Source organism: Microbacterium sp. NPDC056569, assembly GCF_042793475.1.
GTDB lineage: Bacteria > Actinomycetota > Actinomycetes > Actinomycetales > Microbacteriaceae > Microbacterium.
The window spans coordinates 1-21,656 of record NZ_JBHTUV010000006.1 but is presented as its reverse complement, the minus strand read 5'-3'; the positions used below and the strand labels follow the sequence as shown (position 1 = coordinate 21,656).

The window sequence follows — 21,656 nt, the reverse complement described above, 5'->3', positions numbered from 1 at the left end:
ACATAAACCCCGACGCCCGCACACCCTACGGTGTTCGCCCAGTGTCGGCCGGGAGTGCCCGCGAGTATCGTCCGCGGTGGGTGGCCCGACACCCAGGCGGGCCCGGAAGAGCGGGGAAGACCATGAAGCACTCGCGCGCTCTGGCGGCAGCATCCGCCGCATCGGCAGCACTCCTGCTGGCACTGGGGGCGCCGGCAGCCGTGGCGGCACCGCCCGAGATCGACCACTGGACCGAGCACATCGAGCACATCGAGCAAGAGGAGCACGAGGACTGGTGCCCCGACATCCCGTATGACGTGCTCTACACGGAGGACGCGCACGGGACCTTCCGGGGCGTCGAACGCCACGGCGTCTTCTACGGCGCATCCACCATCCGCCGTGAAGCGAGCTGGATGAACACCGAGAACGGCAAGGTGTTCAGCTCCGTGTGGCAGGGACAGGAGAAGGACCAGCGTGTGGCCGACAACGGCGACGGCACCCTGACGATCACGATCCTGTTCACGGGCCCGACGCAGTACTACGACGACGACGGCAGGAAGCTCTTCAAGGATGTCGGGCGGACCTTCGCGACGATCCTGGTCGACGCCGACGGGGAGTTCCTCGAGTTCCTCGGCGGCGACAGCAAGGGTCAGTTCGACACCGCGGACCGCGACTTCTGCGCGGATCTCCGAGCGGTCGTCGACTGACGTCCGGTGATCGGTCGCCGTTCGGCGCGGCCCGTCGCGGATCAGTCGGCGACGGTCACCTCGACCGGAGGCGGGGGCACGCGGTGCCCGATCGCGTGCTCCAGCAGCGCCCGCAGCTCGGGCCGGGCGACGTCCTCGAGTGAGGCGAGCCGCACGTTGCGCACCCTCGCGCCGGTGCCGCCCAGGAGCCCGGCGGGGTCGTCGAGCTCCGCGCCGTACGGGAACGCCAGCGCGACGTGCGCCGCGTGGGCGAGGATCCACGCGAACTGCTCGGAGTTCTTCTTCGGGCCCGTGCCGTAGCCCGAGCTGCGCTGCGCGGGCCACACGACCTCGACGGTCTGCGGCAGGACGTCGAAGATCAGCCCGCGCGTGGCCGAGGCGATGTCGCGCACCTCCTCGGAGCGGCCCTCGAGGATCGCGCGGAACGGGACCGAGTCGGTGGTGACGATGCCTGCGGCCATGTACGCGAACGTATCCCGGCTCCACCCGTGAGGAAAGCGTGAGGAATATTCAGGAATTTGTGAATCGAGCGTAGCGTCTGCGCCATGACCACAGTCATCCGCACGACGGGCCTCACCAAGCACTACGGCCGCGTCCACGCTCTCGACGGCCTCGACCTCGCCGTCGACGAGGGGCAGGTGCACGGCTTCCTCGGCCCCAACGGCGCCGGCAAGTCCACCACGATCCGCGTCCTGCTGGGGCTCGCGCGCAAGACCGGGGGCGCAGCATCCGTCTTCGGCAAGGATCCCTGGCGCGACGCCGTCGCCCTCCACCGCCGCATCGCGTACGTGCCCGGCGACGTCAGCGTGTGGCCGAACCTGTCCGGCGGCGAGGCGATCGACCTCATGGCACGCCTGCGCGGAGCGTCGCGGCACGACAAGGCCTACGCGGCCGAGAAGAAACGTCTCGCCGAGGCGTTCCAGTTCGATCCGCGCAAGAAGGGCCGCGCGTACTCCAAGGGCAATCGGCAGAAGGTCGCGCTCATCGCCGCCTTCGCCGTGCCCGCCGACCTCTACATCCTCGACGAGCCGACGAGCGGCCTCGACCCGCTCATGGAGGTGATGTTCCGCCACGAGATCGCCCGCGTGCGAGGCGCCGGCGCGACGGTGCTCCTGTCGAGCCACATCCTCTCCGAGGTCGAGCAGCTGTGCGACCGCGTCTCGATCATCCGCGCCGGACGCGTGGTCGAGTCGGGCACGCTCGCGGACCTCCGTCACCTCACGCGCACGGAGGTGTCGTTCGAGGGGACGGATGCTGCGGCCGCAGCCGGCATCGCGGCGGCCCACGACGTCGTGGCCGATGACGGACGGGTGCGCTTCACGGTCGACAGCGACGCGGTCGCCGGGATGCTTCCGGAGCTGGCCGCCCGGAACGTCGCCGGCCTGCGGGTCGCGCCGCCTTCGCTCGAGGAGCTGTTCCTGCGGCACTACGGCGACGACCTCGTCGCGCTCGAGGGCAACGGGCAGGAACGATGAAGCGCCTCGTCGCGCTGATGGGCCAGCGCGCCCGACGCGACTGGCTCCAGGTGCTGCTGTGGGCGGCGGGCACCGCGCTGCTCGCGTACGCGTCGTTCGTCGGGGTCAGCGATGCCTACGGAACCGAGCAGGACCGCACCTCCCTGCTGGCCGCCGCGCTCGCCAACCCCGTGATCCTGCTCTTCCGCGGCCTTCCGTCGGGAGCCGCCGAGGGTGCGTTCATGGTGTTCCTGATCTTCCCGTGGCTGGCGATGCTCGCCGCGTTCATGAGCACCTTCCTCGCGGTCCGCCACACCCGCGGCGACGAGGAGGCCGGCCGCGCCGAGCTCGTCGCCGCCTCGCCTGCGGCGCGCACCCTGCCGTTCCTCGCCACCGCGCTGCACGGCCTGCTCGCGAACACGCTGCTGGCGGCGCTCACCGCGGCGGCGTTCCTCGCGGTCGGGCTCGATCTCGAGGGTTCGGTGCTGGCAGGTGCCGCGACGGGTGCCGTCGGCGTGACCTTCCTCGGCGTCGGGCTCTTCAGCGCTCAGCTCCTGCGGACCTCGCGCGGCGCCAACTCGGCGGCTGTGTGGACCATCGTGGTCACCTTCGTTGTGTCCGGCATCGGCAACGCCGTCGGCACACCGAGCGACGACCTCACGCGCATGGAGAGCTCGTGGATGACGTGGCTCTCGCCGTTCGGGTGGGGTGAGAACACGCGGGCGTTCGACGAGAACCTCTGGTGGCCGGTACTGCTGTGCCTGGGCGTCGGGGTCGTGCTGGCGGTCGTGTCGGGGGTGCTCGTCTCGGCCCGCGACCTCGGCGGGAGCTTCGTCGCCGAGCGGCTCGGGCGCGCAGCGGCCTCGCCGGTCCTGTCCACCCCCGGTGGCCTGGTGTGGCGGCTCACCCGCGGCGCGGTGCTCGGCTGGACCGTCGGAGGACTCCTCACCGGGATGCTGTCGACCTCGCTCGCGTCGATCGTCCAGGAGGTGGGCGCCTCCAACCCCGCCGTCGAAGACATCCTGCGGCAGATCTCGGGCGACGGCAGTGTCGAGCAGGGCACGATCACCACCTTCTTCACCATGCTCGGCGTGCTCGCGGCGTGCTGCGCCGTGCAGATCGTGTGCCGGGCACGGCAGGAGGAGGCGCACGGCACGGCCGAGCCGCTCCTTGCCGCACCGGTCGGGCGCGTGCGGTGGCTCGCCGACTACCTCGTCATCGCCCTCATCGGCATCGTCCTCGTCGTCGCCGCGGCGATCGGCGGGGCTGCGCTGGGACTGGCGGGCCAGGACGGCGACTGGGCGCTCATGCGGACGGTGCTCGTGACCGGCGCGGGGCAGGTGGCGGCAGCATCCGTCTTCCTCGCCGTCACCGCGCTCGCGTTCGTGCTGGTGCCGCGCGCGACGATCGCACTGGGCTGGTCCCTCGTGCTGCTCGGCATGATGCTGGGACTCTTCGGGCCCCTGTTCCAGTTCCCCGAGTGGCTGGTGCACCTGTCGCCCATCGCGGTGGCGCCGCTCGTCGACGGTGACGACGTCGATCTGCGAGGGCTGTGGTGGCTGGTGCCGGCGACGGCGGTGGGGGTCGGCACCGCTCTCGCCTTCATGCGCCGGCGCGAACTGGCCTCGGCGGGATGAGCGGTGCGATGACGAACGAGCACCCCGGCGCCGAGGCGGCCGAGCAGGCGGCCGCGATGCTCACCGCCGTGGGCATGCCGCGCATGCCGGCGCGGGTCATGATGGCCCTCGCCGGATCGCCCGACGAGGGGTACACCGCCGCCGACCTCGCCGACCGCCTCGGCGTCTCGGCCGCCGCGGTCTCGGGGGCCGTGCGCTACCTCGTCTCGATGCGGCTCATCCACCGGCTCTCGCGCCCGGGCGACCGCCGCGACCGGTACGACCTCGCAGAGGACTCGTGGTCGGGCATGATCGCGGCGAACGCGCCCCTCTACAGCACACTCGCGGCCTCGCTCGACCGCATCGCCGACGAGAACCCCACGGCACCCGCCTCGGCCGCGCGGGCGCACGAGATCGCCGACTTCTTGCGGTATCTCGCGGAACGGATGCCGCAGCTCGCCGCCGAGTGGCGCGCGGGGCGCGACGCGCCAGGCGCGCCCGGCGGCGAAGGATCGGGGCCGGGGGCGGGCGGCGAGGCCGCGGCGGGCGGGTAGCCTTGCCCGAGTGACCGACGCGCCCCGCTACATCGTTGCCACCGACGGAGCCTGCAAGGGCAACCCCGGACCGACGGGCTGGGCCTGGGTCGGGGAGGACGGGCACTGGGCCGCCGGGTCGATCCCCTCGGGAACGAACAACATCGGCGAGCTGACCGGGCTGCTGAAGGCCATCGAGGACCACGCCGACGTCGCGAACCTGGTCGTGCAGGCCGACTCGAAGTACGCGATCGACACGTACACGAAGTGGATGGACGGCCACCGCCGCCGCGGCTGGAAGACCTCGACGGGCGCGCCGACGAAGAACGTCGACATCCTCGAGCAGCTCATCGCGGCGCGCGATGCGAGGCGCGCCGCCGGCCTGCCCGACGTCGAGCTCGAGCACGTGCGGGGCCACTCCGGCCACGTGCTCAACGCCTGGGCGGACGAGCGCGCGGTGCGCGCGTCGGAGCATGCCGCGAAGGGCACCGCGAGCGCGTGGTCGTCGCTGGGCGCGCAGGACCGCATCGACGTCTCGGCACGCCCGAAGAACGGGCGCTGAGGGCCCGGGGCCAGCCTCAAGCGGCTCGGGCGCGCAATTGCTGCACTTTCCTGCAACCGTTGCACCGATTTGCGGCGCGATCGCAGGAAACTGCGGCAGTAGAGGGCTCAGCCCGCCATCGTGCCTTCGAAGAGGCCGATCTGGTTGCCGTCGGGGTCGGCGATGACCGCCCACCAGCTCGTCGGCGTGATCTCGGCCTTCTCCCGCACGAGGCTGCCGCCGGATGCGTTCGCCTTCGCCACCGTGTCGTCGATGGAGTCCACCTCGACGTAGGAGCGCGTGTTCGTGAAGCCTTCCTCGCGCAGCCCCAGTCCGCCGCCCGAGATCCCGTTCGGAGCCCGCCACATGGGGTAGCCCTCGAAGCCCGGCACCTCCGCGATCTGCCAGCCGAAGAGGCCGGAGTAGAACTCGGCGCCGTCCTTGAGGTCACTGACCGGGATGTCGATGTGAGTGATGTCGCCGTGAGCCATGGATCTCCCTCGTTCGGGCCGGACCCGGTCAGTCTCCGCCGCCCGCCCATCCCCCACAAGACCCCGCGAGAGAACAGCTGGTGGCCGAGAGGGAGGGAAACCAACCACCCTCTCGTCCGCCCGCTGCACTCTCGCGGAAATGCGGCGGGGTGGGGCCGGGTCAGACGGAGGAGGCGGCGTCGGCGAGATGGCGCTCGAGGGCGTCGATCGCCGGACGCTGGCCCTTCACCAGGCGTTCGCGTGCGGCATCGAGGTCGGCCCACTCGACGCGGTCGACCTCGGGGAAGCTCGCCGTCTTCCCGGAGCGCGGCGGCCACTCCAGCTCGAACTCGCCGAACTCGAGCCCGTCGAGCGAGAACCCCGTGCCGTCGGCGACGAACACCGTCACGCGCTTGCCCGACGAGTACGCGAACGTGCCGAGCTCGGCGTAGGGCGGCTCAGGCGGATCGATGCCGAGCTCTTCGCGGAACTCGCGGCGCGCAGCATCCAGCGCGCCCTCCTCCCCCTCGACGAACTCGCCCTTCGGGACAGACCACGCGCCGGCATCCTTGCTCGCCCAGAACGGCCCGCCCATGTGCGCGATGAGCACCTCAGGTTCTGGCGCGACCCGGTAGAGCAGGATGCCGGCGCTGGTGATCACGGCTCAGACGATACGGGTCTTGGGCGAGACCGTGTAGGTGTCCTCGGGATCGCTGAACACGACGTCGCCGAGGGCGGCGTCGACCGCCGCGAGGGTGTCGGCGTCGAGCACGACGCCCGAGGCCTTCACCGTCTCGGCCAGCTGCTCGGGACGGGATGCCCCGACCAGCGCCGACGCGACGTTCTTGTTCTGCAGCACCCACGCGATGGCGAGCTGCGGCATCGACAGGTCCGCCTGCTCTGCGACGGGCTTCAGGCGCTGCACCGCTTCGAGCACCTCGTCGCGGAGGAACGACTGGATGAAGCGCGCACCGCTCTTGTCGTCGGTCGCGCGCGAGCCCTCGGGAACGGGCTGGCCGGGCAGGTACTTGCCCGACAGGACGCCCTGCGCCATCGGCGACCACACGATCTGCGAGATGCCGAGCTCCTCCGACGCGGGCACGACCTTGCCCTCGATGACGCGCCACAGCGCCGAGTACTGCGGCTGGTTGGAGATGAGCTGCACGCCGTAGCTCTTGGCGAGGGCGTGTCCCTCGCGCAGCTGCTCGGCGGTCCACTCCGAGACGCCGATGTAGAGGGCCTTGCCCTGGCGCACGACGTCGGCGAACGCCTGGAACGTCTCTTCGAGCGGCGTCTCGTAGTCGAACCGGTGCGCCTGGTAGAGGTCGACATAGTCGGTGCCGAGACGCTTCAGCGACCCGTTGATGGACTCGAAGATGTGCTTGCGGCTGAGACCGGTGTCGTTGGGCCCCTGCGGGCCGGTCGGGAAGTAGACCTTGGTGAAGATCTCGAGGGATTCGCGGCGCTGACCGGACAGCGCCTTGCCGAGGACCTCCTCGGCGGCCGTGTTGGCGTAGACGTCGGCGGTGTCGAACGTGGTGATGCCGGCGTCGAGCGCCGCGTGGACCGTCGCGATGGCGGCGGAGTCGTCGACCTGCGAGCCGTGGGTGACCCAGTTGCCGTAGGTGATCTCGCTGACCTTGAGACCGCTGTTTCCGAGGTACCGGTAATTGACCATGAGAAAACGCTACCCGCCCCGGCGGTCACGTCGGGACGGGCGGCGTCATCTCGTCACACGACCGGTGCGGTCTCGTCCTCCACCGCGTCGTCCGCCGCCCCGGCGGGCTCGCCGGACTCCGCGTCGATGGCGAGGGCGCGCGCCTCCTCGTCGAGATCGGCTGCGGCCTGCTCGAACTGCGAGTTGTACAGACGGAAGTACGCGCCCTTGGCCGCGATGAGGTCGTCGTGGGTGCCCTTCTCGACGATCCCGCCGTTCTCCATCACGAGGATGAGATCGGCGTCGCGGATGGTCGACAGGCGGTGCGCGATCACGAAGGACGTGCGTCCCTCGCGCAGGGCGGCCATCGCGTGCTGCAGCAGCAGCTCGGTGCGGGTGTCGACGGAGCTCGTCGCCTCGTCGAGGATCAGCACCGAGGGCTGCGCCACGAACGCGCGCGCGATCGTGATGAGCTGCTTCTCGCCGGCCGAGATGTTCGACGCGTCCTCGTCGAGGAGCGTGTCGTATCCGTCGGGCAGCGAGTGCACGAACCGGTCGACGTACGTCGCCCGGGCGGCGGCGAGGATCTCGTCGTCGGTGGCGTCGGCGCGGCCGTAGCGGACGTTCTCGCGGATCGTGCCGGCGAACAGCCACGGGTCCTGCAGCACCATGCCGGTCTGCGCGCGGATGTCGCGTCGCGTGAGCTCGGCGATGTTCTGCCCGTTGAGGAGGATCCGGCCGCCGTCGAGCTCGTAGAAGCGCATCAGCAGGTTCACCAGCGTCGTCTTGCCGGCACCCGTCGGACCCACGATCGCGACCGTCTGGCCGGGCTCGACCCGGAACGACAGGTCGTGGATGAGCGGCCGGTCGGCCGAGTACGAGAAGGCGACGTCCTGGAATTCGATGGTGCCGTCGCCCTCGACCAGCGCGGGGGCGTCCTCGGCGTCGGGCTCCTGCTCGGGCTCGTCCAGCAGCTCGAACACGCGCTCGGCCGAAGCGGTGCCCGACTGCACGACGGCGGCCATGCCGCCGAGCTCTGCCAGCGGCTGGGTGAACTGCTGCGAGTACTGGATGAACGCCTGCACGTCGCCGAGCCGCAGCTGCCCCCCGGCGACCATCAGCGCACCGAAGACCGCGATGCCGACGTAGGTCAGGTTCCCGATGAACATCATCGCGGGCATCATGATGTTCGACAGGAACTGCGCCTTGAACGAGGCCTGGTAGAGCTCCTCGTTCTCTTCGCGGAACGCCTCGCGCGACGCCTGCTCCCGGCCGAAGACCTTGACCAGCGCGTGGCCGGAGAACGACTCCTCGACGCGCGCGTTGAGGCGGCCGACCTTGCGCCATTGGATGCCGAACGCCTTCTGCGAGCGCGGCCCGATGACGCCGAACAGGATGCCCATGAGCGGGAAGCTCACCAGCACCACGAGCGTCAGCTGCCACGAGATCGTCAGCATCATGATGAGCACGCCGATGACGGTGAGCACGCTCGTCAGCGCCTGCGACAGCGACTGCTGCATCATCTGCGTGATGTTGTCGATGTCGTTCGTGACCCGCGAGATCAGCTCGCCGCGCTGCACGCGGTCGAAGTAGCGCAGCGGCAGGCGGTTGATCTTCGCCTCGACCTGTTCGCGCAGGCGCCACATGACGCGCACCATGATCACGTTGATCACGTAGCCCTGCAGCCACATCAGCAGCGAGGACGCGAAGTACAGCCCGAGCACGATGAGCAGCACGCGGCTGAGCGCCATGAAGTCGACGCCCGCGCCCGGCACGAAGTTCTCCATCGCCGAGACGATGTTGGCGAGGTCCTGCTGCCCCGAGGCCTCGAGCCCCTGGACGACCTGCTCCTTGGTCATGCCGGCGGGCGCCATCGACGACACCACACCCTCGAAGAGGATGTTGGTCGCCTCGCCGAGCACCTTGGGCGACAGCACCGCGAGCACGACGCCGATCGAGCCGAGGATCGACACGAAGACGAACGCCCACGCGTTCGGGCGCAGCAGCCCGATCAGCCGGCGGAAGGCGGGCCAGAAGTGCGCGGCCTTGCCCGGGGCGACGGCGCCGCTCCAGTCGTCGGCCGCGATGCGCGCCTGCTCGCCGAGCTCGATCTCGGCCTTCTCCTCGGCGCTGAGCTCCGCGACGGCCTGGCGCACGCGCCGGCGGGTGGCCTTCTCGGCCTTCGACTGCTGTTCAGCGCTGGACTGCTGTTCGCCGCTCATCGGGCGACCTCCGCTCCGAGCTGGGATTCGACGATCTCGCGGTAGGTCTGGCTCGTCTCGAGCAGCTGCTCGTGCGTGCCGATCCCCACGATGCCGCCGTCGTCGAGGACGACGATGCGGTCGGCGTCGGTGATCGTCGAGACGCGCTGGGCGACGACGATCTTGGTGACGTCGGGAAGCTCCCGCCACAGCGCCTGTCTCAGCCGCGCATCGGTGGTGAGGTCGAGCGCCGAGAACGAGTCGTCGAAGACCAGCACGCGCGGCTGGTGGACGATGGCCCGCGCGATCGCGAGCCGCTGCCGCTGCCCGCCCGACACGTTGGTGCCGCCCTGGGCGATCGGCGCGTCCAGGCCGGCGTCCATCTGGCTCACGAAGTCGCTCGCCTGGGCGATCTCGAGCGCGCGCCAGAGCTCGGCGTCCGTCGCGTCCTCGCGGCCGAACCGCAGGTTCGACGCGATCGTGCCCGAGAACAGGAACGGGCGCTGCGGAACCAGTCCGATCGTGCTCCACAGCGCGTCGAGGTCGGCGCGGCGCACGTCGACGCCGCCGACCTCGACGACGCCGTCGGTGACGTCGAACAGGCGCGGGATGAGCGACACGAGCGTGGTCTTGCCGGCGCCGGTCGAGCCGACGATGGCGACCGTCTCGCCGGCCTCGGCGTGGAAGCTGATGCCCGAGAGGATCGGGTGCTCGGCGCCGGGGTAGGTGAACGCGACGTCCCGGAACTCCACGGTGCCCGGCGACGGGAACGCGGCGACGGCGTCGGCCGGGCGCTCGAGCGACGAGTGCGTGGCGAGGACCTCGCCGACGCGCTCGGCCGACACCGCGGCGCGCGGGATCATCAGCGTCATGAAGCTCGCCATCATCACGCCCGAGAGGATGATCATGGCGTACTGCATGAAGGCGAAGAGCGTGCCGATCTGGATCTCGCCGCTGTCGACCTGCATGCCGCCGAACCAGATCACGCCGATCACGGTGACGTTGAGGATCAGCATGACCGCGGGGAAGAGCACCACGAACAGCGAGCCGACCTTGCGCCCGACGATCATGATGTCGGTGTTGGCCTCGCGGAAGCGCTCCTCTTCGATGGGCTCGCGGACGAACGCGCGGATGACGCGGATGCCGGTGAGCTGCTCCCGCATCACGCGGTTCACGCCGTCGAGCTTGCCCTGGTAGCTGCGGAACAGCGGAACCATGCGGGCGATCAGCAACCCGGCGACCACGAGGAGCACCGGCACGGCGATCGCGATGATCCACGCGAGGCTCGCGGCCTGCTCGATCGCGAGCACGATGCCGCCGATCGCGAGCAGCGGGGCCGTGACGAGGAACGTCGCGGCCATCATCGCGAGCATCTGCACCTGCTGCACGTCGTTCGTGTTGCGGGTTATGAGGGAGCCCGCACCGAAGCCGGTGACCTCGCGCTCGGAGAAGCCCGAGACGCGCTCGAAGATGTCGTCGCGGATGTCGCGGCCGAGTCTCATCGCGGCGCGTGCGGCGAAGTAGGTCGCGATGATCGACGCGACGATCTGGCCCAGCGACACCGTCAGCATGACGATGCCGGTGCGCCAGATGTATTCGGTGTCGCCCTTCGAGACGCCGTTGTCGATGATGTCGGCGTTGAGGCTGGGCAGGTACAGCGAAGCCAGGGCGGATGCCGACTGGAACAGCAGCACGCCGAGCAGCAGCCAGCCGGACGGTTTCAGATATCGGACGAGGATTCTTGCCAGCACGAGGTTCTCCCGGACGCGGCGAAGCCATGGCAAGGCTCCGCCTCTGCGGATCTGAGGGTGCCGACCCACCTTCGCACGGGCCGCCGACATCGCGGCAGTCCCGTTCACTGAGGGCGGAACGGGGAGGCGTGGCCGCCTCCCAGCGGCGACCCGCCGGTCACTCTAACACGATATATCGCGACGCGCGAGACCGCTCCCACGTCTCGCCCTCCCGACTCGCGAAAGGGGAGACGGATGCTGCCGCTACGCCTCCGCGCCCTGCGCGATGCCGGCCCGCTCGCGCCAGCTGCGCGCGGTCACGCGGTCGAGCGCGACCTGGCGGCGCAGCGCGTCGGCCTTCTCGTAGAGCGAGGGCTCGCCCCAGCTCGTGAGCACCTTCACCAGCACGGGGAGCAGCTCGATCATGAAGAACAGCCCGGCGATGAGCCAGTGCGCCCACGCGAGCGTCGGCTCGCGCTCCGACAGCCGCTCGAGCCCCCTGATCTGGCTCAGCAGGCCCACCGCACCGGAGTTGCCGCTCGCGATCTCCGCCGCGCGCGCGTCGTAGGCGGCGAGCGCCGCCTGGTACTGCTCGCGCGCTCCGGGCAGCTCGTCCTTCGCCTGCTGCTTGTTGACCTCCTCCGAGGCGCTCGCGTCGGCGGTGCCCGCCGCCTGCGCACCGGCGAGGTCCGCCTGCGCCGCCGTCAGCTGCGAGTTGAGGTCGTCGTACGCCGACTGGGCCGCCGCGAGCTGCGCCTCGGCGGCATCCGAGCTCGCCCCCTCACCCGCGACGCCGCTGCAGCCGGGCACCTCGCCCGCGCCCTGTCCGGTGAGCTCGCACTGGTAGATCGCGCGCGCCTGGTCGATGACCTGCTGCTGCGCGGCCAGCTTCGCGGTGAGGTCGTCCACGGTCTGCTGCGCCGACGCCGCCGACGCCGACGTCGTGTCGGCGCCCGCCACGACGCCGCTCGCGGCCTGGCTCTCGAGGGCCGCGACACGCTCGCTCGCGGCATCCAGCGCCTGCTTCTCGGGCCCGGCGGTGACGGCGTCCTGATCCGACTGCGCCTGCGTGATGTTCGTCGCGTTGACCTCGCGCGCGATGTCGTTGTGGAAGATCTGCAGCACGAGCGGCTCGGCCACGACGATGCCGATGACCGCGGCCATGATGACGCGAGGGATGGCGAGCGCGATCAGCCGTCCGATGCTCTGCGAGGAGCGCATCGTCGAGGTGAGGAACCGGTCGAGGTTGAAGATGATGAGCGCCCACACGATCGCGAGCGGCAGCGCGCCCCACGCGACGATCTGCACGCCGGTGGTGAGCGCGAAGTACATGGAGATCGCCGAGATGAGCGCGGTGCCCGCGATCACGAAGAACATCTGCACGAAGCGCGGTGTCTCGGTCGGCACCTCGTCGAGCACCGATCCGTCCGCACCGCCGAGGATCGCGAGCTTGCGCCATCCCGAGGTCCGCTCTCGACGCGGACGCTTCGCGCGCTTCGCCCGCACGGGAGGAACGGATGCTGCCGCCTCCGGCTGCCCCGCGACCACAGGTTCGTCGGCGACGGGCTCGTCGTGCCGCGGCTCATCGATCGCACCCCACTCGCCGATCGTCGCCTCGCGCTCCGCCACCGGCTCGGCCACGGCCACCGGCCGGGTCGGGTTCATCGCCAGTGCGTCCTCGAGCAGGTCGCGCGTCACGGGGAACGGGTCCTCGGGGCCGTCGTCGACGCGATCGTCCCCGGGCTCCCCGGCCGCCTGCTGCGCGCGCACGTCATCGAGGTACAGATCCTCGGTCTGCTCGCCGTCCGTCTCGAACTCGATCCGGCCGTCGGAGCCGAACCGGCCCGGCCGGTGTGCGGAGTAAGAAGACATCCGCACACCCTAGAGGGGGCTACCTGTGCGGCAGGTGTATTAGAGGCGTGTGAGAGGACGGATGCCGCGTGCCCGCGGCATCCGGGATCTCAGTCCTCGAGCGGGGTGACGGCGGCGACCGCCTCGTCCTCCTCGGTGGCGACGAGCTGGCCGCAGGCGCCGTCGATCTCCTTGCCGCGGGTGTCGCGGAGGGTCGTCGGGATGCCGGCGTCGTTGAGGCGGCGCACGAACTCGTTCTGCACGGCGACCTCGGACGCGGTCCAGATCGAGCCGGGCGTCGGGTTCAGCGGGATCGGGTTCACATGCACCCACCCGCGGCCGCGCGCGTTCAGCTTCTCGGCGAGGAGGTCGGCGCGCCAGCCGTGGTCGTTCATGTCCTTGATGAGGGCGTACTCGATCGACACGCGGCGCCCGGTCTTGTCGAAGTACGCACGCGCGGCGTCGAGCGCCTCATCGACCTTCCAGCGCGAGTTGACCGGGATGAGCTCGTCGCGCAGCTTGTCGTCGGGCGCGTGCAGCGACAGGGCGAACGTGACCGGGATGTCCTCCTGCGCGAGCTTCGTGATCGCCGGCACGAGACCGACGGTCGAGACCGTGATGCCGCGCGCGCTCATGCCGAGGCCGTGCTGCTTGTCGGTCATCACGCGCACCGCCTGCATGACGCGCGCGTAGTTCGCGAGCGGCTCGCCCATGCCCATGAAGACGATGTTCGACACCCGCTCGGCGGAGTTGTCGTCCTTCTTCTTGCCGCCGAGGCCGCCGTCGGCGATGAGGCGGTTGGCGCGCACGACCTGCTCGACGATCTCGCCGGCCGACATGTTGCGGGTGAGGCCCGCCTGCCCGGTGGCGCAGAAGGGGCAGTTCATGCCGCAGCCGGCCTGCGACGAGACGCACAGCGTGATGCGGCCGGGGTAGCGCATGAGCACGGACTCGACGAGCGCGCCGTCGTGCAGCTTCCACAGGAACTTGATGGTGTCGCCCCGGTCGGTCTCGAGGCGTCGCACCTCGGTGAGGAGGGCCGGCAGCATGCCGTGCACGAACTCCTCGCGGCCGTCGGCGGGGAGGTCCGTCATGTCGGCGGGGTTGTGGGTCCAGTGCTGGAAGTAGTGCTTCTCGAGCTGCTTCGCCCGGAAGCCGGGAAGCCCGAGCTCCTTGACCTTCTCCACGCGCTGCTCGGGGGTGAAGTCCGCCAGGTGCACCGGCGGCTTGCCGCGCTTCGGACTCGCGAACTGGAGGAGGGGCCGCCCCTCGGCATCCTTCTTCTGCGTCCATCCCTCGGTCGCCGGACGCACCTGGCGGGGTTTCGTCGTGCGAACAGGCGAATCGGTCATGTGCTCCAGGGTACGCGGACCCGTCTGGACGAAGCCCGATGCCGCCGGGAACGGATGCTGCAGCACCGCGCGTGTCGCAGCGTCGGGCTATCGTCGTCTCGTGGTCCCCGTCGAGAACCTTCTCGCCTTCACGCTCGCCGCCCTCGTCCTGATCGTGATCCCGGGCCCGAGCGTGCTGTTCACGATCGGGCGCGCGCTCGCCCTCGGCCGCATCGGCGGGCTGCTCAGCGTGCTCGGCAACGCCCTCGGCCTGCTGCCGATCATCGGCCTCGTCGCCATCGGCGTGGGGGGCGTCGTCGCGCAGTCGGTCGTGCTGTTCACGATCGTCAAGGTCGCCGGTGCCCTCTATCTCATGTACCTCGGCGTGCAGGCGATCCGGCACCGCCATCGCGCCGCCGCGGAGGCGAACGGCGGAGCACTCCCCCGCTCGGCCTGGCGCCAGCTCGGCGAGGGGTTCGTCGTCGGCATCACGAACCCGAAGACGATCGCGTTCTTCGTCGCCGTGCTCCCCCAGTTCGTCGACCTGAGCGCCGGCATGGTCCCGCTGCAGATGATCGAGCTCGGACTCGTGTTCTTCGTCATCGCGCTCATCTCCGACGGCATCTGGGCGCTCATCGCGGCGGGCGCGCGCGAATGGTTCGGGCGCTCTCCGAAGCGCATCTCCACCCTGTCGGCCACCGGGGGCGGCCTCATGATCGGCCTCGGCGGCATCCTCCTCTTCACCGGGAACAAGCACTGACATGACGGATGCCTCGACCCCGCCTGCTGCCGACCGCCGGCGCATCATCTTCCTCGACGTCGACGGCACGATCCTCGAGCACGGCTCGCACGTGTCGCCGTCGACCGGTCCGGCCATCCGCGCGGTCCGCGAAGCGGGGCACCTCGTCTACCTGAGCACCGGGAGGTCGGCCTCCGACATCCATCCGGACGTCGCCGAGATCGGCTTCGACGGCGCGGTCACGAACTCGGGTGCGCTCGTCGTGTCCGACGGGGAGGTGGTCGTCGACCGCCCGCTGTCGCCGGAGGCGACGGACCGCATGCTGACGGCGCTGCGCAGCCGCGGCATCCGCTACTTCCTGCAGACCCGTGATGCCGTCTACGCGAGCGACGACATGGCCGAGCTGATGCGCGACTACGCGGCCGCGCTCGAGGCGCGTGAGGCGGCGGGCGAGAAGGTGCGGCCCGAGGACTCGCTCGTGGGTCTCGCGCAGCGCACCTTCCCGAGCGTCGACGAGGCCGACCTGACGCGCATCGACAAGGCCGTGTTCGTCAGCGACCACCCGGAGGGTCTCGAGGAGCTGCGCGAGGACCTCGGCGACGAGTTCCTGATCGTGCCGGGGAGCATGCCGCTGCCCGGCGGCTCGAACGGCGAGATCAGCGAGCGCGAGACGACCAAGGGCTCGGCGATCGAGCTGCTGCTCGCCCGTCTCGGCATGGCGGCCGCGGACGCCGTCGCCATCGGCGACAGCTGGAACGACATCGAGATGTTCCAGGTGTGCGGCGTCTCGGTCGCGATGGGAAACGCGCGGCCCGAGCTCAAGGAGCTCGCCGACTTCGTCACGACGGACGTGCTCGACGACGGGATCGCGAACGCGTTCCGCCGCCTCGGCCTGATCTGAGCCCCGGGCCGCTCAGCCCGCGGGCGCGGCAGTGGAGGCGCGCAGCACCAGCTGGGTCGCCAGGTCGACGTGCTCGGGTGGCGCGCCGCCTTCCATCTCGAGCGCGACGCGCAGCGACTCGCGGCCGAGCAGCCCCCAGTCCTGGCGCACCGTGGTGAGGGGCGGCGCGAACATCTCCGCCTCGTCGATGTCGTCGAATCCCAGGACCGAGACGTCCTCGGGGATCCGGAGGCCGGCCTCGATGATCGCGCGGTAGGCGCCCAGCGCCATCTGGTCGTTCGCGGCGAAGACGGCGGTGGGTCGCTCCTCGGCGAGCAGCTGCCGCATCGCGTGGTAGCCCGAGCGCGGGCTCCAGTCGCCGGGCCGCGTCGCGGGAAGGGCACGGCCCTCCTGCGTCAGCACGTCCCGCCAGGCGTCGAGCCGGGATGCGGCGGAGAACGAGCCCGGCGGTCCGGTGATGTGATGCACCGTGCGGTGGCCCAGGTCGAGCAGGTAGCGGACGGCCTGGCGCGCGCCGACGAGCTGATCGAAGTCGACGGTCGCGACGCCCTCCACGAGGGGCGGCCCGAGGATCACCGCCGGCACTCCCTCGGGAAGCTGCAGCGCCTCGTCGACCCCGAACGGCGCGGGCAGGATGACGATGAGCACGTCGACCGCCATCTCGCCCAGGCGCGTGAACGCGCCGTTGGCCGCCTGCCCGGAGGAGGCGGCCAACGGCATGAGCGTCGTCGCATAGCCGCTCTCGGCGGCCCGCTCGGAGATCTCCTCCAGCGAGCGATGCGTGCCCACGGAATGGAGGCTGTGGTAGACGACGCCGACCGTGCGGAAGGACCCCCGCCGGATCGCACGCGCCGCCGCATTGGGCCGGTAGCCCAGCTCGCGCATCTTCGCGAGGACCAGCTCGCGCTTCTCGGGCGCCACGTTGGGCTCGCCGTTCGCGACGCGCGAGACCGTCTGCACGGAGACGCCGACGGCCTGCGCAACGTCCCGCAGGGAGGTGCGGCGTTCCTGCACTCTCAGATCCCTCGGAACGCGAAGTCGAACACGAGGTCGCCGGTGGTGGGGAGGCGATACTGCGCCAGCGTGCGCGCACCCCACGAGTCGTCGCCGCCCACGCCGCGCCGCATGAGCGCCGGCCGCAGGACGGTGCGGTGGATCGGCGGGAGCTCGGTGTGGTGCAGGGCGTTCTCCACTTCGTCGGGCGTCCACGGCAGGGCCGAGAACTCCATGGCGCCGTCGGACTCGACGCGCAGCCCCGCTCCCCTGCCGTCCGTGACCTCGGCCCACCGCACCCCCGTGCGGCTTCCCGCCTCCTGCGGACGCAGGTACGGGGTGAGCTCCGTCGTCACGTCGCGATCGTACACGCTCAGGCGCGCCCCGCCGCGGCGGTCGATGTAGCACTCCTCCGGGCCGTCGCCGTACCAGCGCAGCCGGCGGAACTCCGGCAGCGTGGTGAGCAGCATCCCGAACTCGGGCAGGCTCGGCAGGCCCTCGACCAGGTGCAGGGTCTGCGTCACCTCGACGCGACCCGACCCGTCGACGCGGTACGAGACGTCGCAGGTCGTCGCCGGCCGCGTCGGCAGCTCGTACTCGTACGTCACCGTCACGGCGGTCTCGTCGGTCTCCACCCGCGTGCGGGTCAGCGGCTCGCGCACGCGCCCGTAGCGGCTGGCGAGCAGCCACTGGCCGTCCTCGAAGGGCGCCTCCCAGCCGCGCTCGTTCGACGTCGGCGCGTGCCAGAAGTGCGGCCGCGGCATCCCGGTCAGAAGCTCCCGCCCGCCGTCCGACGTCATGCCGAACCGGTAGGAGGTGAGCCCGCCGTACAGCGTCGAGAACAGCGCGCTGAATCCGGGACCGCGCACTCCGATGTTGTGCGCGCCCCGGATGAGCTCGGGCGCCGGCGCAGCGACCCGCGCGGGCGGCGATCCGACCGGGACGACGCGCTGCTCGTGGGCGACCTCGTGTCCTTCCGGAGCCCACGCCGTCGCCGCCCTCAGGCGGAACGACACGTCGATCGCGTACTCGCCGGGCTCGGCGGGGACCACGACGGGAAGGGCGACGCGACCCGTCTCGCCGGCGGCGATGCCGGTCTCGACCTCTTCGCGGCGCAGCATCCGCCCCTCGCGCGAGAGCGTCACGACGCAGCGGTACGCGGCGCTGGACGTCGACAGCAGACGGTTGTGCACCGTGAAGCCGTCGTCGTCGATGCGGATGCGCAAGCCCTGGTAGAGGTAGGCGACCTCCTGGAGCTTCGGCGTCGGCGTGTGGTCCGTGAAGAAGATGCCGTTGCCGCAGAACTCGGCGTCGTTCGGGGAGTCTCCGAAGTCGCCGCCGTAGCCGAAGTACTCCTTGCCGTGCCGGTCCGTGAGCGCGATCGCCTGGTCGGCGAAGTCCCAGATGAACCCGCCCTGGAACAGCGGCTCGCGGTAGGCGAGCTCGATGTACTCGTCGACGGCGCCGAACGAGTTGCCCATGGCGTGCGCGTACTCGCACAGGATGAACGGCTTGTCGCGGCGGTGGCGCAGATACTCCTCGACCTCGGCCGCGGGCGTGTACATCTGACTCGCGACGTCGGTCGTCTCCTCGTAGCGCGGGTCCCAGAACACGCCCTCGTAGTGCACCGGACGGCTGTCGACCTCGCGGAAGTACGCGGCGACGTCGCGCAGATTCGTCCCGCCGAACGACTCGTTGCCCAGCGACCACATCACGACGCTCGGGTGGTTCTTGTCGCGCTCGTACATGCTCGCGGCGCGGTCGAGCAGCGCCGGCAGCCATTCCGGGCGGTCGCCGGGAACGGCGTCCTCGATGGGCGCCCCGAGCTTGCGGATGCGGTCCCACACGCCGTGGCTCTCGAGGTTCATCTCGTCGATGACCATCAGCCCGTGCCTGTCGGCGAGCTCGTAGAACACGGTGCTGTTCGGGTAGTGGCTGGTGCGGACGGCGTTCACGCCGACCGCCTTGAGCGCGAGCAGATCCGCCTCGATCTCGGCCGCGGTCTGCACGCGCCCGGCGAGGCCGAACTCGTGCCGGTTCACCCCGAAGAAGACGACGCGCCGCCCGTTGAGCTTCAGCAGCCCCTCCTCGATCGCGAAGCGCCGCACGCCGACGCGCTGCAGGACGACCTCGACCGCGTCGGCCGCGGCGTCCCGCACCTCGAGCTCGATCTCGTAGAGCCACGGATCCTCGGGGCTCCACAGCCGGGGATTCTCGAGACGGATGCCGAAGCCGCCGTCGCCGCGGTCCTCGAGGTCTCCGACTCCGACCAGGCGCGCCCGAACGCTCCCCTCCCCGCGCAGGTCGACGCGCAGCCCGATGTCAGCGGTCGCGTCGTCGTGGGCGAGGTGGACGTCGACGCGGAGGTCTTCCACGTGCGCGGACGGACGCCGGTGGACGACGACGTCGCGGAACAGCCCGGAGAACCGGAAGAAGTCCTGGTCCTCGAGCCACGAGCCGCTCGAGAACTTGAACACCTGCGCGGCGAGCTTGTTCTCCCCCTGGACCAGGGCACCGGTCACGTCGAACTCCGACGGGGTGAAGCTGTCGGTGGCGTACCCGAGGTAGCGCCCGTTGAGCCAGACGGCGATCGCGCTCTCGGCTCCCAGGAAGCTGATGCTCACCGTCTCGCCGTCCTCGACCGGCCGGTCGAGGACGAAGGTCTTCACGTACGACGCGACCGGGTTGTAGCGCTCGGGCACCTCGCCCGGCTCGATCTGCTCGACGCCGTCCCACGGGTACTGGACGTTGACGTACTGCGGGCGGTCGTAGCCGTGCAGCTGGATGTGCGCGGGCACCGGGATGTCGTCCCAGCTGTCGCAGTCGTACTCGGGGTGGAAGAAGCCCGCAGGCGCGGCGGCCGGATTCTTCGCGTAGTGGATCTTCCAGCGGCCGCTGAGCGACTGCTCGTATCCGCTGACGCCGTCGGCGGCCTCGGCCGCCGTCCGGAACCACCGGTGGTCCGAGTGGGCCGGCCGGCGGTTCTCCTCGACGAACCGAGGATCGGCGATGCGTGCGGCATCGAACGCCGGGTCCTCGAGGCGTGCGCTGCGAGTGCCGATGGAGTCGAGAGTCACTTGACCGCCCCCGTGATGCCCTGCGCGAACTGCCGCTGCAGGAGGAAGAACACGATCATCGTCGGCAGCGACGACAGCAGCACGGCGAGCATCAGCACGCCGTAGTCGGTCACGTAGCCGGCGCTGATGTTCGCGGTGAGCATCGGCATCGTGAGCACGCTGTTGTTGACGAGGATCACCTTCGGCCACAGGAAGTTGTTCCACGCCATCATGAACGTGATCACGGCGGCGGCCGCGAACGTCGAGCGCATCGTCGGAACGTAGATCCGCGCGAAGATCGACAGCTCGCTCAGGCCGTCGATGCGCGCCGCCTCGATGATGTCGTGCGGGAACGAGCGCGACGCCTGCCGGAACAGCAGGATGAGGAACGGCGTCGAGATCATCGGGATGATGACCGCCCACAGCGAGTTGACCATGCCGACCCGCGCGAACAGCTGGAACAGCGGGATCATCGTGGCGGCGAACGGGATCATGATCGCGAGCAGCAGGATCGCCATGACGGCGTCCTTGGCCTTCGAGTGGTACACCTCGAACCCGTAGCCGGCGATGGAGCACACCGTCAGCGCGAGGATCGTCGTGCCCACCGCGATGAGGAACGAGTTCGTCATCGCGCCCACGACGTCCTGCGTCGAGAAGAGCACGCCGATGTTCTCCAGGAGAGCGGTGCCCGGCAGCATCCGTGACGAGAGCACGTCCTGGCTCGTGTTGGTGGCCGAGACGGCCATGAAGTAGAGCGGGAAGATCGAGAACAGCGCCCAGATCGCCAGCAGGGCGTACCCGGGAAGGCTGCGCAGCTTGTTAATCACGCTTGTCACCGACCTTCATCTGGATGAACGAGAGGATGGCGACGAGCATGAGGATCACGTACGAGATCGCCGCCGCGTAGCCGAAGTTCGGGTTCTTCTGGAACGACACCTCGTAGAGGTAGTGCGCCATCGACATGGTCTGGTGCGCCGGCCCGCCCTGGGTCAGCGCCCACGACTCGTCGAACATCTGCAGGGTTCCGTTGATCGAGAGGATCGCGGTGAGCACGATCATGGGCTTCAGCTGGGGCACCGTGACGTACCAGAAGGTCTGCCATGCGTTGGCCCCGTCCATGCGGGCTGCCTCGACGCTCGAGTGGTCGATGTTCTGCAGGGCTGCGAGGTAGAACACCATGTTGTAGCCGGTCCAGCGCCACAGCAGCCCGAGGATGATCACGAACCGGGCCGTCTCGGGCTGGCCGAGCCAGTTGATCGGGCCGCCGATCACTCCGATCGACAACAGCATGTCGTTGACGAAGCCGTCACCGGCGAACAGCGTCCGGAACACCAGGGAGTACGACACCAGCGACACCGCGCACGGCAGGAAGATCGCCGTCCGCCACAGCGCCTTGAACCGCAGCTTGGGATTGTTCAGCAGGTTCGCCAGCACCAGGGCCAGCGTCAGCATGATCGGCACCTGGATGATCAGGTAGATGAACGTGTTCGTGAGGGTGAGGCGGAAGACGTCGTCGTCCAGCAGGCGCTGGTAGTTGTACCAGAGCGGATCGGCGAACTCGAGGCGCGTGCCGCGTCCCGTCTGCAGCGACAGGACGAACGCCTGCGCCATCGGGATGAAGCTCATGAACAGGATGAGCAGCGCCGCCGGGAGCAGGAACCCCCAGCCGGTGAGGCTGCGGCGGCGCGCGTTGTCGAGCCACGGCTTGCGGTGGCCGATGTAGTTGTCGAGCGGCGGCGGCTGCTTGCGCCTGCTCGGAGTCTTGGTGCGTGTCTTCACGTCGGAGGCCACGGGCGTCGTCTCTTTCCTCGGGCGGTCGGGATCACGGGTTCCGGTCCGGCCCGCCCGCGTCGCCCCCCCGCCGGCCCCGCGCCACGGGGCACGCCAACGCCCACAC

General features: G+C 70.2%; 19 protein-coding genes. 7 read left to right on the top strand and 12 right to left on the bottom strand.

What is annotated here, in order from left to right; all coding sequences use genetic code 11:
• Positions 1–122 precede the first annotated feature (122 nt).
• A complete protein-coding gene (locus ACFQ7C_RS08620) occupies positions 123–686 on the top strand; it encodes a hypothetical protein (protein ID WP_378899174.1) in 564 nt (187 codons plus the stop codon).
• Positions 687–727: 41 nt separating this feature from the next.
• On the opposite strand, the gene ACFQ7C_RS08615 is transcribed toward ACFQ7C_RS08620, so the two are convergent.
• Positions 728–1,147: a DUF1801 domain-containing protein gene (locus ACFQ7C_RS08615; protein WP_378899172.1), complete on the bottom strand. Its 420-nt coding sequence runs from the start codon at positions 1,145–1,147 to the stop codon at positions 728–730.
• Between the two features lie 84 nt (positions 1,148–1,231).
• On the opposite strand from ACFQ7C_RS08615, the gene ACFQ7C_RS08610 reads away from it, so the two are divergent.
• From ACFQ7C_RS08610 to ACFQ7C_RS08595, 4 genes are read left to right on the top strand one after another with little or no spacing between them, the layout of a single operon-like run.
• Entirely contained in the window at positions 1,232–2,161 is a 930-nt protein-coding gene (locus tag ACFQ7C_RS08610; protein ID WP_378899170.1) for an ATP-binding cassette domain-containing protein, read from the top strand.
• A complete protein-coding gene (locus ACFQ7C_RS08605) occupies positions 2,158–3,777 on the top strand; it encodes an ABC transporter permease (RefSeq protein ID WP_378899169.1) in 1,620 nt (539 codons plus the stop codon). The genes ACFQ7C_RS08610 and ACFQ7C_RS08605 overlap by 4 nt, the downstream gene beginning before the upstream one ends.
• Positions 3,778–3,785: 8 nt before the next feature.
• The gene (locus ACFQ7C_RS08600) at positions 3,786–4,310 is read left to right on the top strand and encodes a GbsR/MarR family transcriptional regulator (RefSeq protein WP_378899167.1); all 525 of its coding nucleotides are present in this window, start codon (positions 3,786–3,788) and stop codon (positions 4,308–4,310) included.
• Positions 4,311–4,320: 10 nt separating this feature from the next.
• Positions 4,321–4,851 (top strand): ribonuclease H, encoded by a 531-nt coding sequence (locus ACFQ7C_RS08595; protein ID WP_378899165.1) that lies wholly within the window; start codon positions 4,321–4,323, stop codon positions 4,849–4,851.
• 107 nt (positions 4,852–4,958) lie between these two features.
• Here ACFQ7C_RS08595 and ACFQ7C_RS08590 read toward each other — a convergent pair whose 3' ends face one another.
• From ACFQ7C_RS08590 to rlmN, 7 genes are all read right to left on the bottom strand, one after another.
• Positions 4,959–5,321 (bottom strand): VOC family protein, encoded by a 363-nt coding sequence (locus ACFQ7C_RS08590; RefSeq protein ID WP_378899163.1) that lies wholly within the window; start codon positions 5,319–5,321, stop codon positions 4,959–4,961.
• Positions 5,322–5,481: 160 nt separating this feature from the next.
• Positions 5,482–5,961 carry an NUDIX domain-containing protein gene (locus ACFQ7C_RS08585; protein ID WP_378899161.1) on the bottom strand — a complete coding sequence of 160 codons (480 nt, stop codon included), beginning with the start codon at positions 5,959–5,961 and terminating at the stop codon, positions 5,482–5,484.
• A gap of 3 nt (positions 5,962–5,964) precedes the next feature.
• Positions 5,965–6,978, bottom strand: coding sequence for an aldo/keto reductase family protein (locus ACFQ7C_RS08580; protein WP_378899159.1), 1,014 nt, complete (start codon positions 6,976–6,978; stop codon positions 5,965–5,967).
• 53 nt (positions 6,979–7,031) lie between these two features.
• Complete coding sequence (locus ACFQ7C_RS08575) at positions 7,032–9,179, bottom strand: ABC transporter ATP-binding protein (RefSeq protein WP_378899157.1); 2,148 nt, start codon at positions 9,177–9,179, stop codon at positions 7,032–7,034.
• The gene (locus ACFQ7C_RS08570) at positions 9,176–10,909 is read right to left on the bottom strand and encodes an ABC transporter ATP-binding protein (RefSeq protein WP_378899589.1); all 1,734 of its coding nucleotides are present in this window, start codon (positions 10,907–10,909) and stop codon (positions 9,176–9,178) included. The genes ACFQ7C_RS08575 and ACFQ7C_RS08570 overlap by 4 nt, the downstream gene beginning before the upstream one ends.
• Positions 10,910–11,152: 243 nt before the next feature.
• Positions 11,153–12,760: a DUF4407 domain-containing protein gene (locus ACFQ7C_RS08565; protein ID WP_378899155.1), complete on the bottom strand. Its 1,608-nt coding sequence runs from the start codon at positions 12,758–12,760 to the stop codon at positions 11,153–11,155.
• 89 nt (positions 12,761–12,849) lie between these two features.
• Positions 12,850–14,091 (bottom strand): 23S rRNA (adenine(2503)-C(2))-methyltransferase RlmN, encoded by a 1,242-nt coding sequence (rlmN, locus tag ACFQ7C_RS08560; protein ID WP_378899153.1) that lies wholly within the window; start codon positions 14,089–14,091, stop codon positions 12,850–12,852.
• A gap of 100 nt (positions 14,092–14,191) precedes the next feature.
• Between rlmN and ACFQ7C_RS08555 the strand changes: the two genes are divergently transcribed.
• Together ACFQ7C_RS08555 and ACFQ7C_RS08550 are read left to right on the top strand one after the other, a co-directional pair.
• The gene (locus ACFQ7C_RS08555) at positions 14,192–14,830 is read left to right on the top strand and encodes a LysE family translocator (RefSeq protein WP_378899151.1); all 639 of its coding nucleotides are present in this window, start codon (positions 14,192–14,194) and stop codon (positions 14,828–14,830) included.
• Between the two features lies 1 nt (position 14,831).
• Positions 14,832–15,710, top strand: coding sequence for an HAD family hydrolase (locus tag ACFQ7C_RS08550; RefSeq protein ID WP_378899149.1), 879 nt, complete (start codon positions 14,832–14,834; stop codon positions 15,708–15,710).
• Positions 15,711–15,722: 12 nt separating this feature from the next.
• Here ACFQ7C_RS08550 and ACFQ7C_RS08545 read toward each other — a convergent pair whose 3' ends face one another.
• From ACFQ7C_RS08545 to ACFQ7C_RS08530, 4 genes are read right to left on the bottom strand one after another with little or no spacing between them, the layout of a single operon-like run.
• Positions 15,723–16,724 (bottom strand): LacI family DNA-binding transcriptional regulator, encoded by a 1,002-nt coding sequence (locus ACFQ7C_RS08545; protein WP_378899147.1) that lies wholly within the window; start codon positions 16,722–16,724, stop codon positions 15,723–15,725.
• 2 nt (positions 16,725–16,726) lie between these two features.
• Positions 16,727–19,780: a glycoside hydrolase family 2 TIM barrel-domain containing protein gene (locus ACFQ7C_RS08540; protein ID WP_378899145.1), complete on the bottom strand. Its 3,054-nt coding sequence runs from the start codon at positions 19,778–19,780 to the stop codon at positions 16,727–16,729.
• Positions 19,777–20,595, bottom strand: a complete 819-nt coding sequence (locus ACFQ7C_RS08535) for a carbohydrate ABC transporter permease (protein WP_378899143.1) — start codon at positions 20,593–20,595, stop codon at positions 19,777–19,779. The genes ACFQ7C_RS08540 and ACFQ7C_RS08535 overlap by 4 nt, the downstream gene beginning before the upstream one ends.
• Positions 20,579–21,550 carry a carbohydrate ABC transporter permease gene (locus ACFQ7C_RS08530; protein WP_378899141.1) on the bottom strand — a complete coding sequence of 324 codons (972 nt, stop codon included), beginning with the start codon at positions 21,548–21,550 and terminating at the stop codon, positions 20,579–20,581. The genes ACFQ7C_RS08535 and ACFQ7C_RS08530 overlap by 17 nt, the downstream gene beginning before the upstream one ends.
• Positions 21,551–21,656 lie beyond the last annotated feature (106 nt).

What these genes read in the sequence shown, in the direction of transcription:
- ACFQ7C_RS08620 (WP_378899174.1), top strand. Translation starts at nt 123, where the DNA reads ATGAAGCACTCGCGCGCTCTGGCGGCAGCATCCGCCGCATCGGCAGCA.
- ACFQ7C_RS08565 (WP_378899155.1), bottom strand. Translation starts at nt 12,760, where the DNA reads ATGTCTTCTTACTCCGCACACCGGCCGGGCCGGTTCGGCTCCGACGGC.
- ACFQ7C_RS08550 (WP_378899149.1), top strand. Translation starts at nt 14,832, where the DNA reads ATGACGGATGCCTCGACCCCGCCTGCTGCCGACCGCCGGCGCATCATC.
- ACFQ7C_RS08590 (WP_378899163.1), bottom strand. Translation starts at nt 5,321, where the DNA reads ATGGCTCACGGCGACATCACTCACATCGACATCCCGGTCAGTGACCTC.
- rlmN (WP_378899153.1), bottom strand. Translation starts at nt 14,091, where the DNA reads ATGACCGATTCGCCTGTTCGCACGACGAAACCCCGCCAGGTGCGTCCG.
- ACFQ7C_RS08605 (WP_378899169.1), top strand. Translation starts at nt 2,158, where the DNA reads ATGAAGCGCCTCGTCGCGCTGATGGGCCAGCGCGCCCGACGCGACTGG.
- ACFQ7C_RS08610 (WP_378899170.1), top strand. Translation starts at nt 1,232, where the DNA reads ATGACCACAGTCATCCGCACGACGGGCCTCACCAAGCACTACGGCCGC.
- ACFQ7C_RS08575 (WP_378899157.1), bottom strand. Translation starts at nt 9,179, where the DNA reads ATGAGCGGCGAACAGCAGTCCAGCGCTGAACAGCAGTCGAAGGCCGAG.
- ACFQ7C_RS08580 (WP_378899159.1), bottom strand. Translation starts at nt 6,978, where the DNA reads ATGGTCAATTACCGGTACCTCGGAAACAGCGGTCTCAAGGTCAGCGAG.
- ACFQ7C_RS08600 (WP_378899167.1), top strand. Translation starts at nt 3,786, where the DNA reads ATGACGAACGAGCACCCCGGCGCCGAGGCGGCCGAGCAGGCGGCCGCG.
- ACFQ7C_RS08615 (WP_378899172.1), bottom strand. Translation starts at nt 1,147, where the DNA reads ATGGCCGCAGGCATCGTCACCACCGACTCGGTCCCGTTCCGCGCGATC.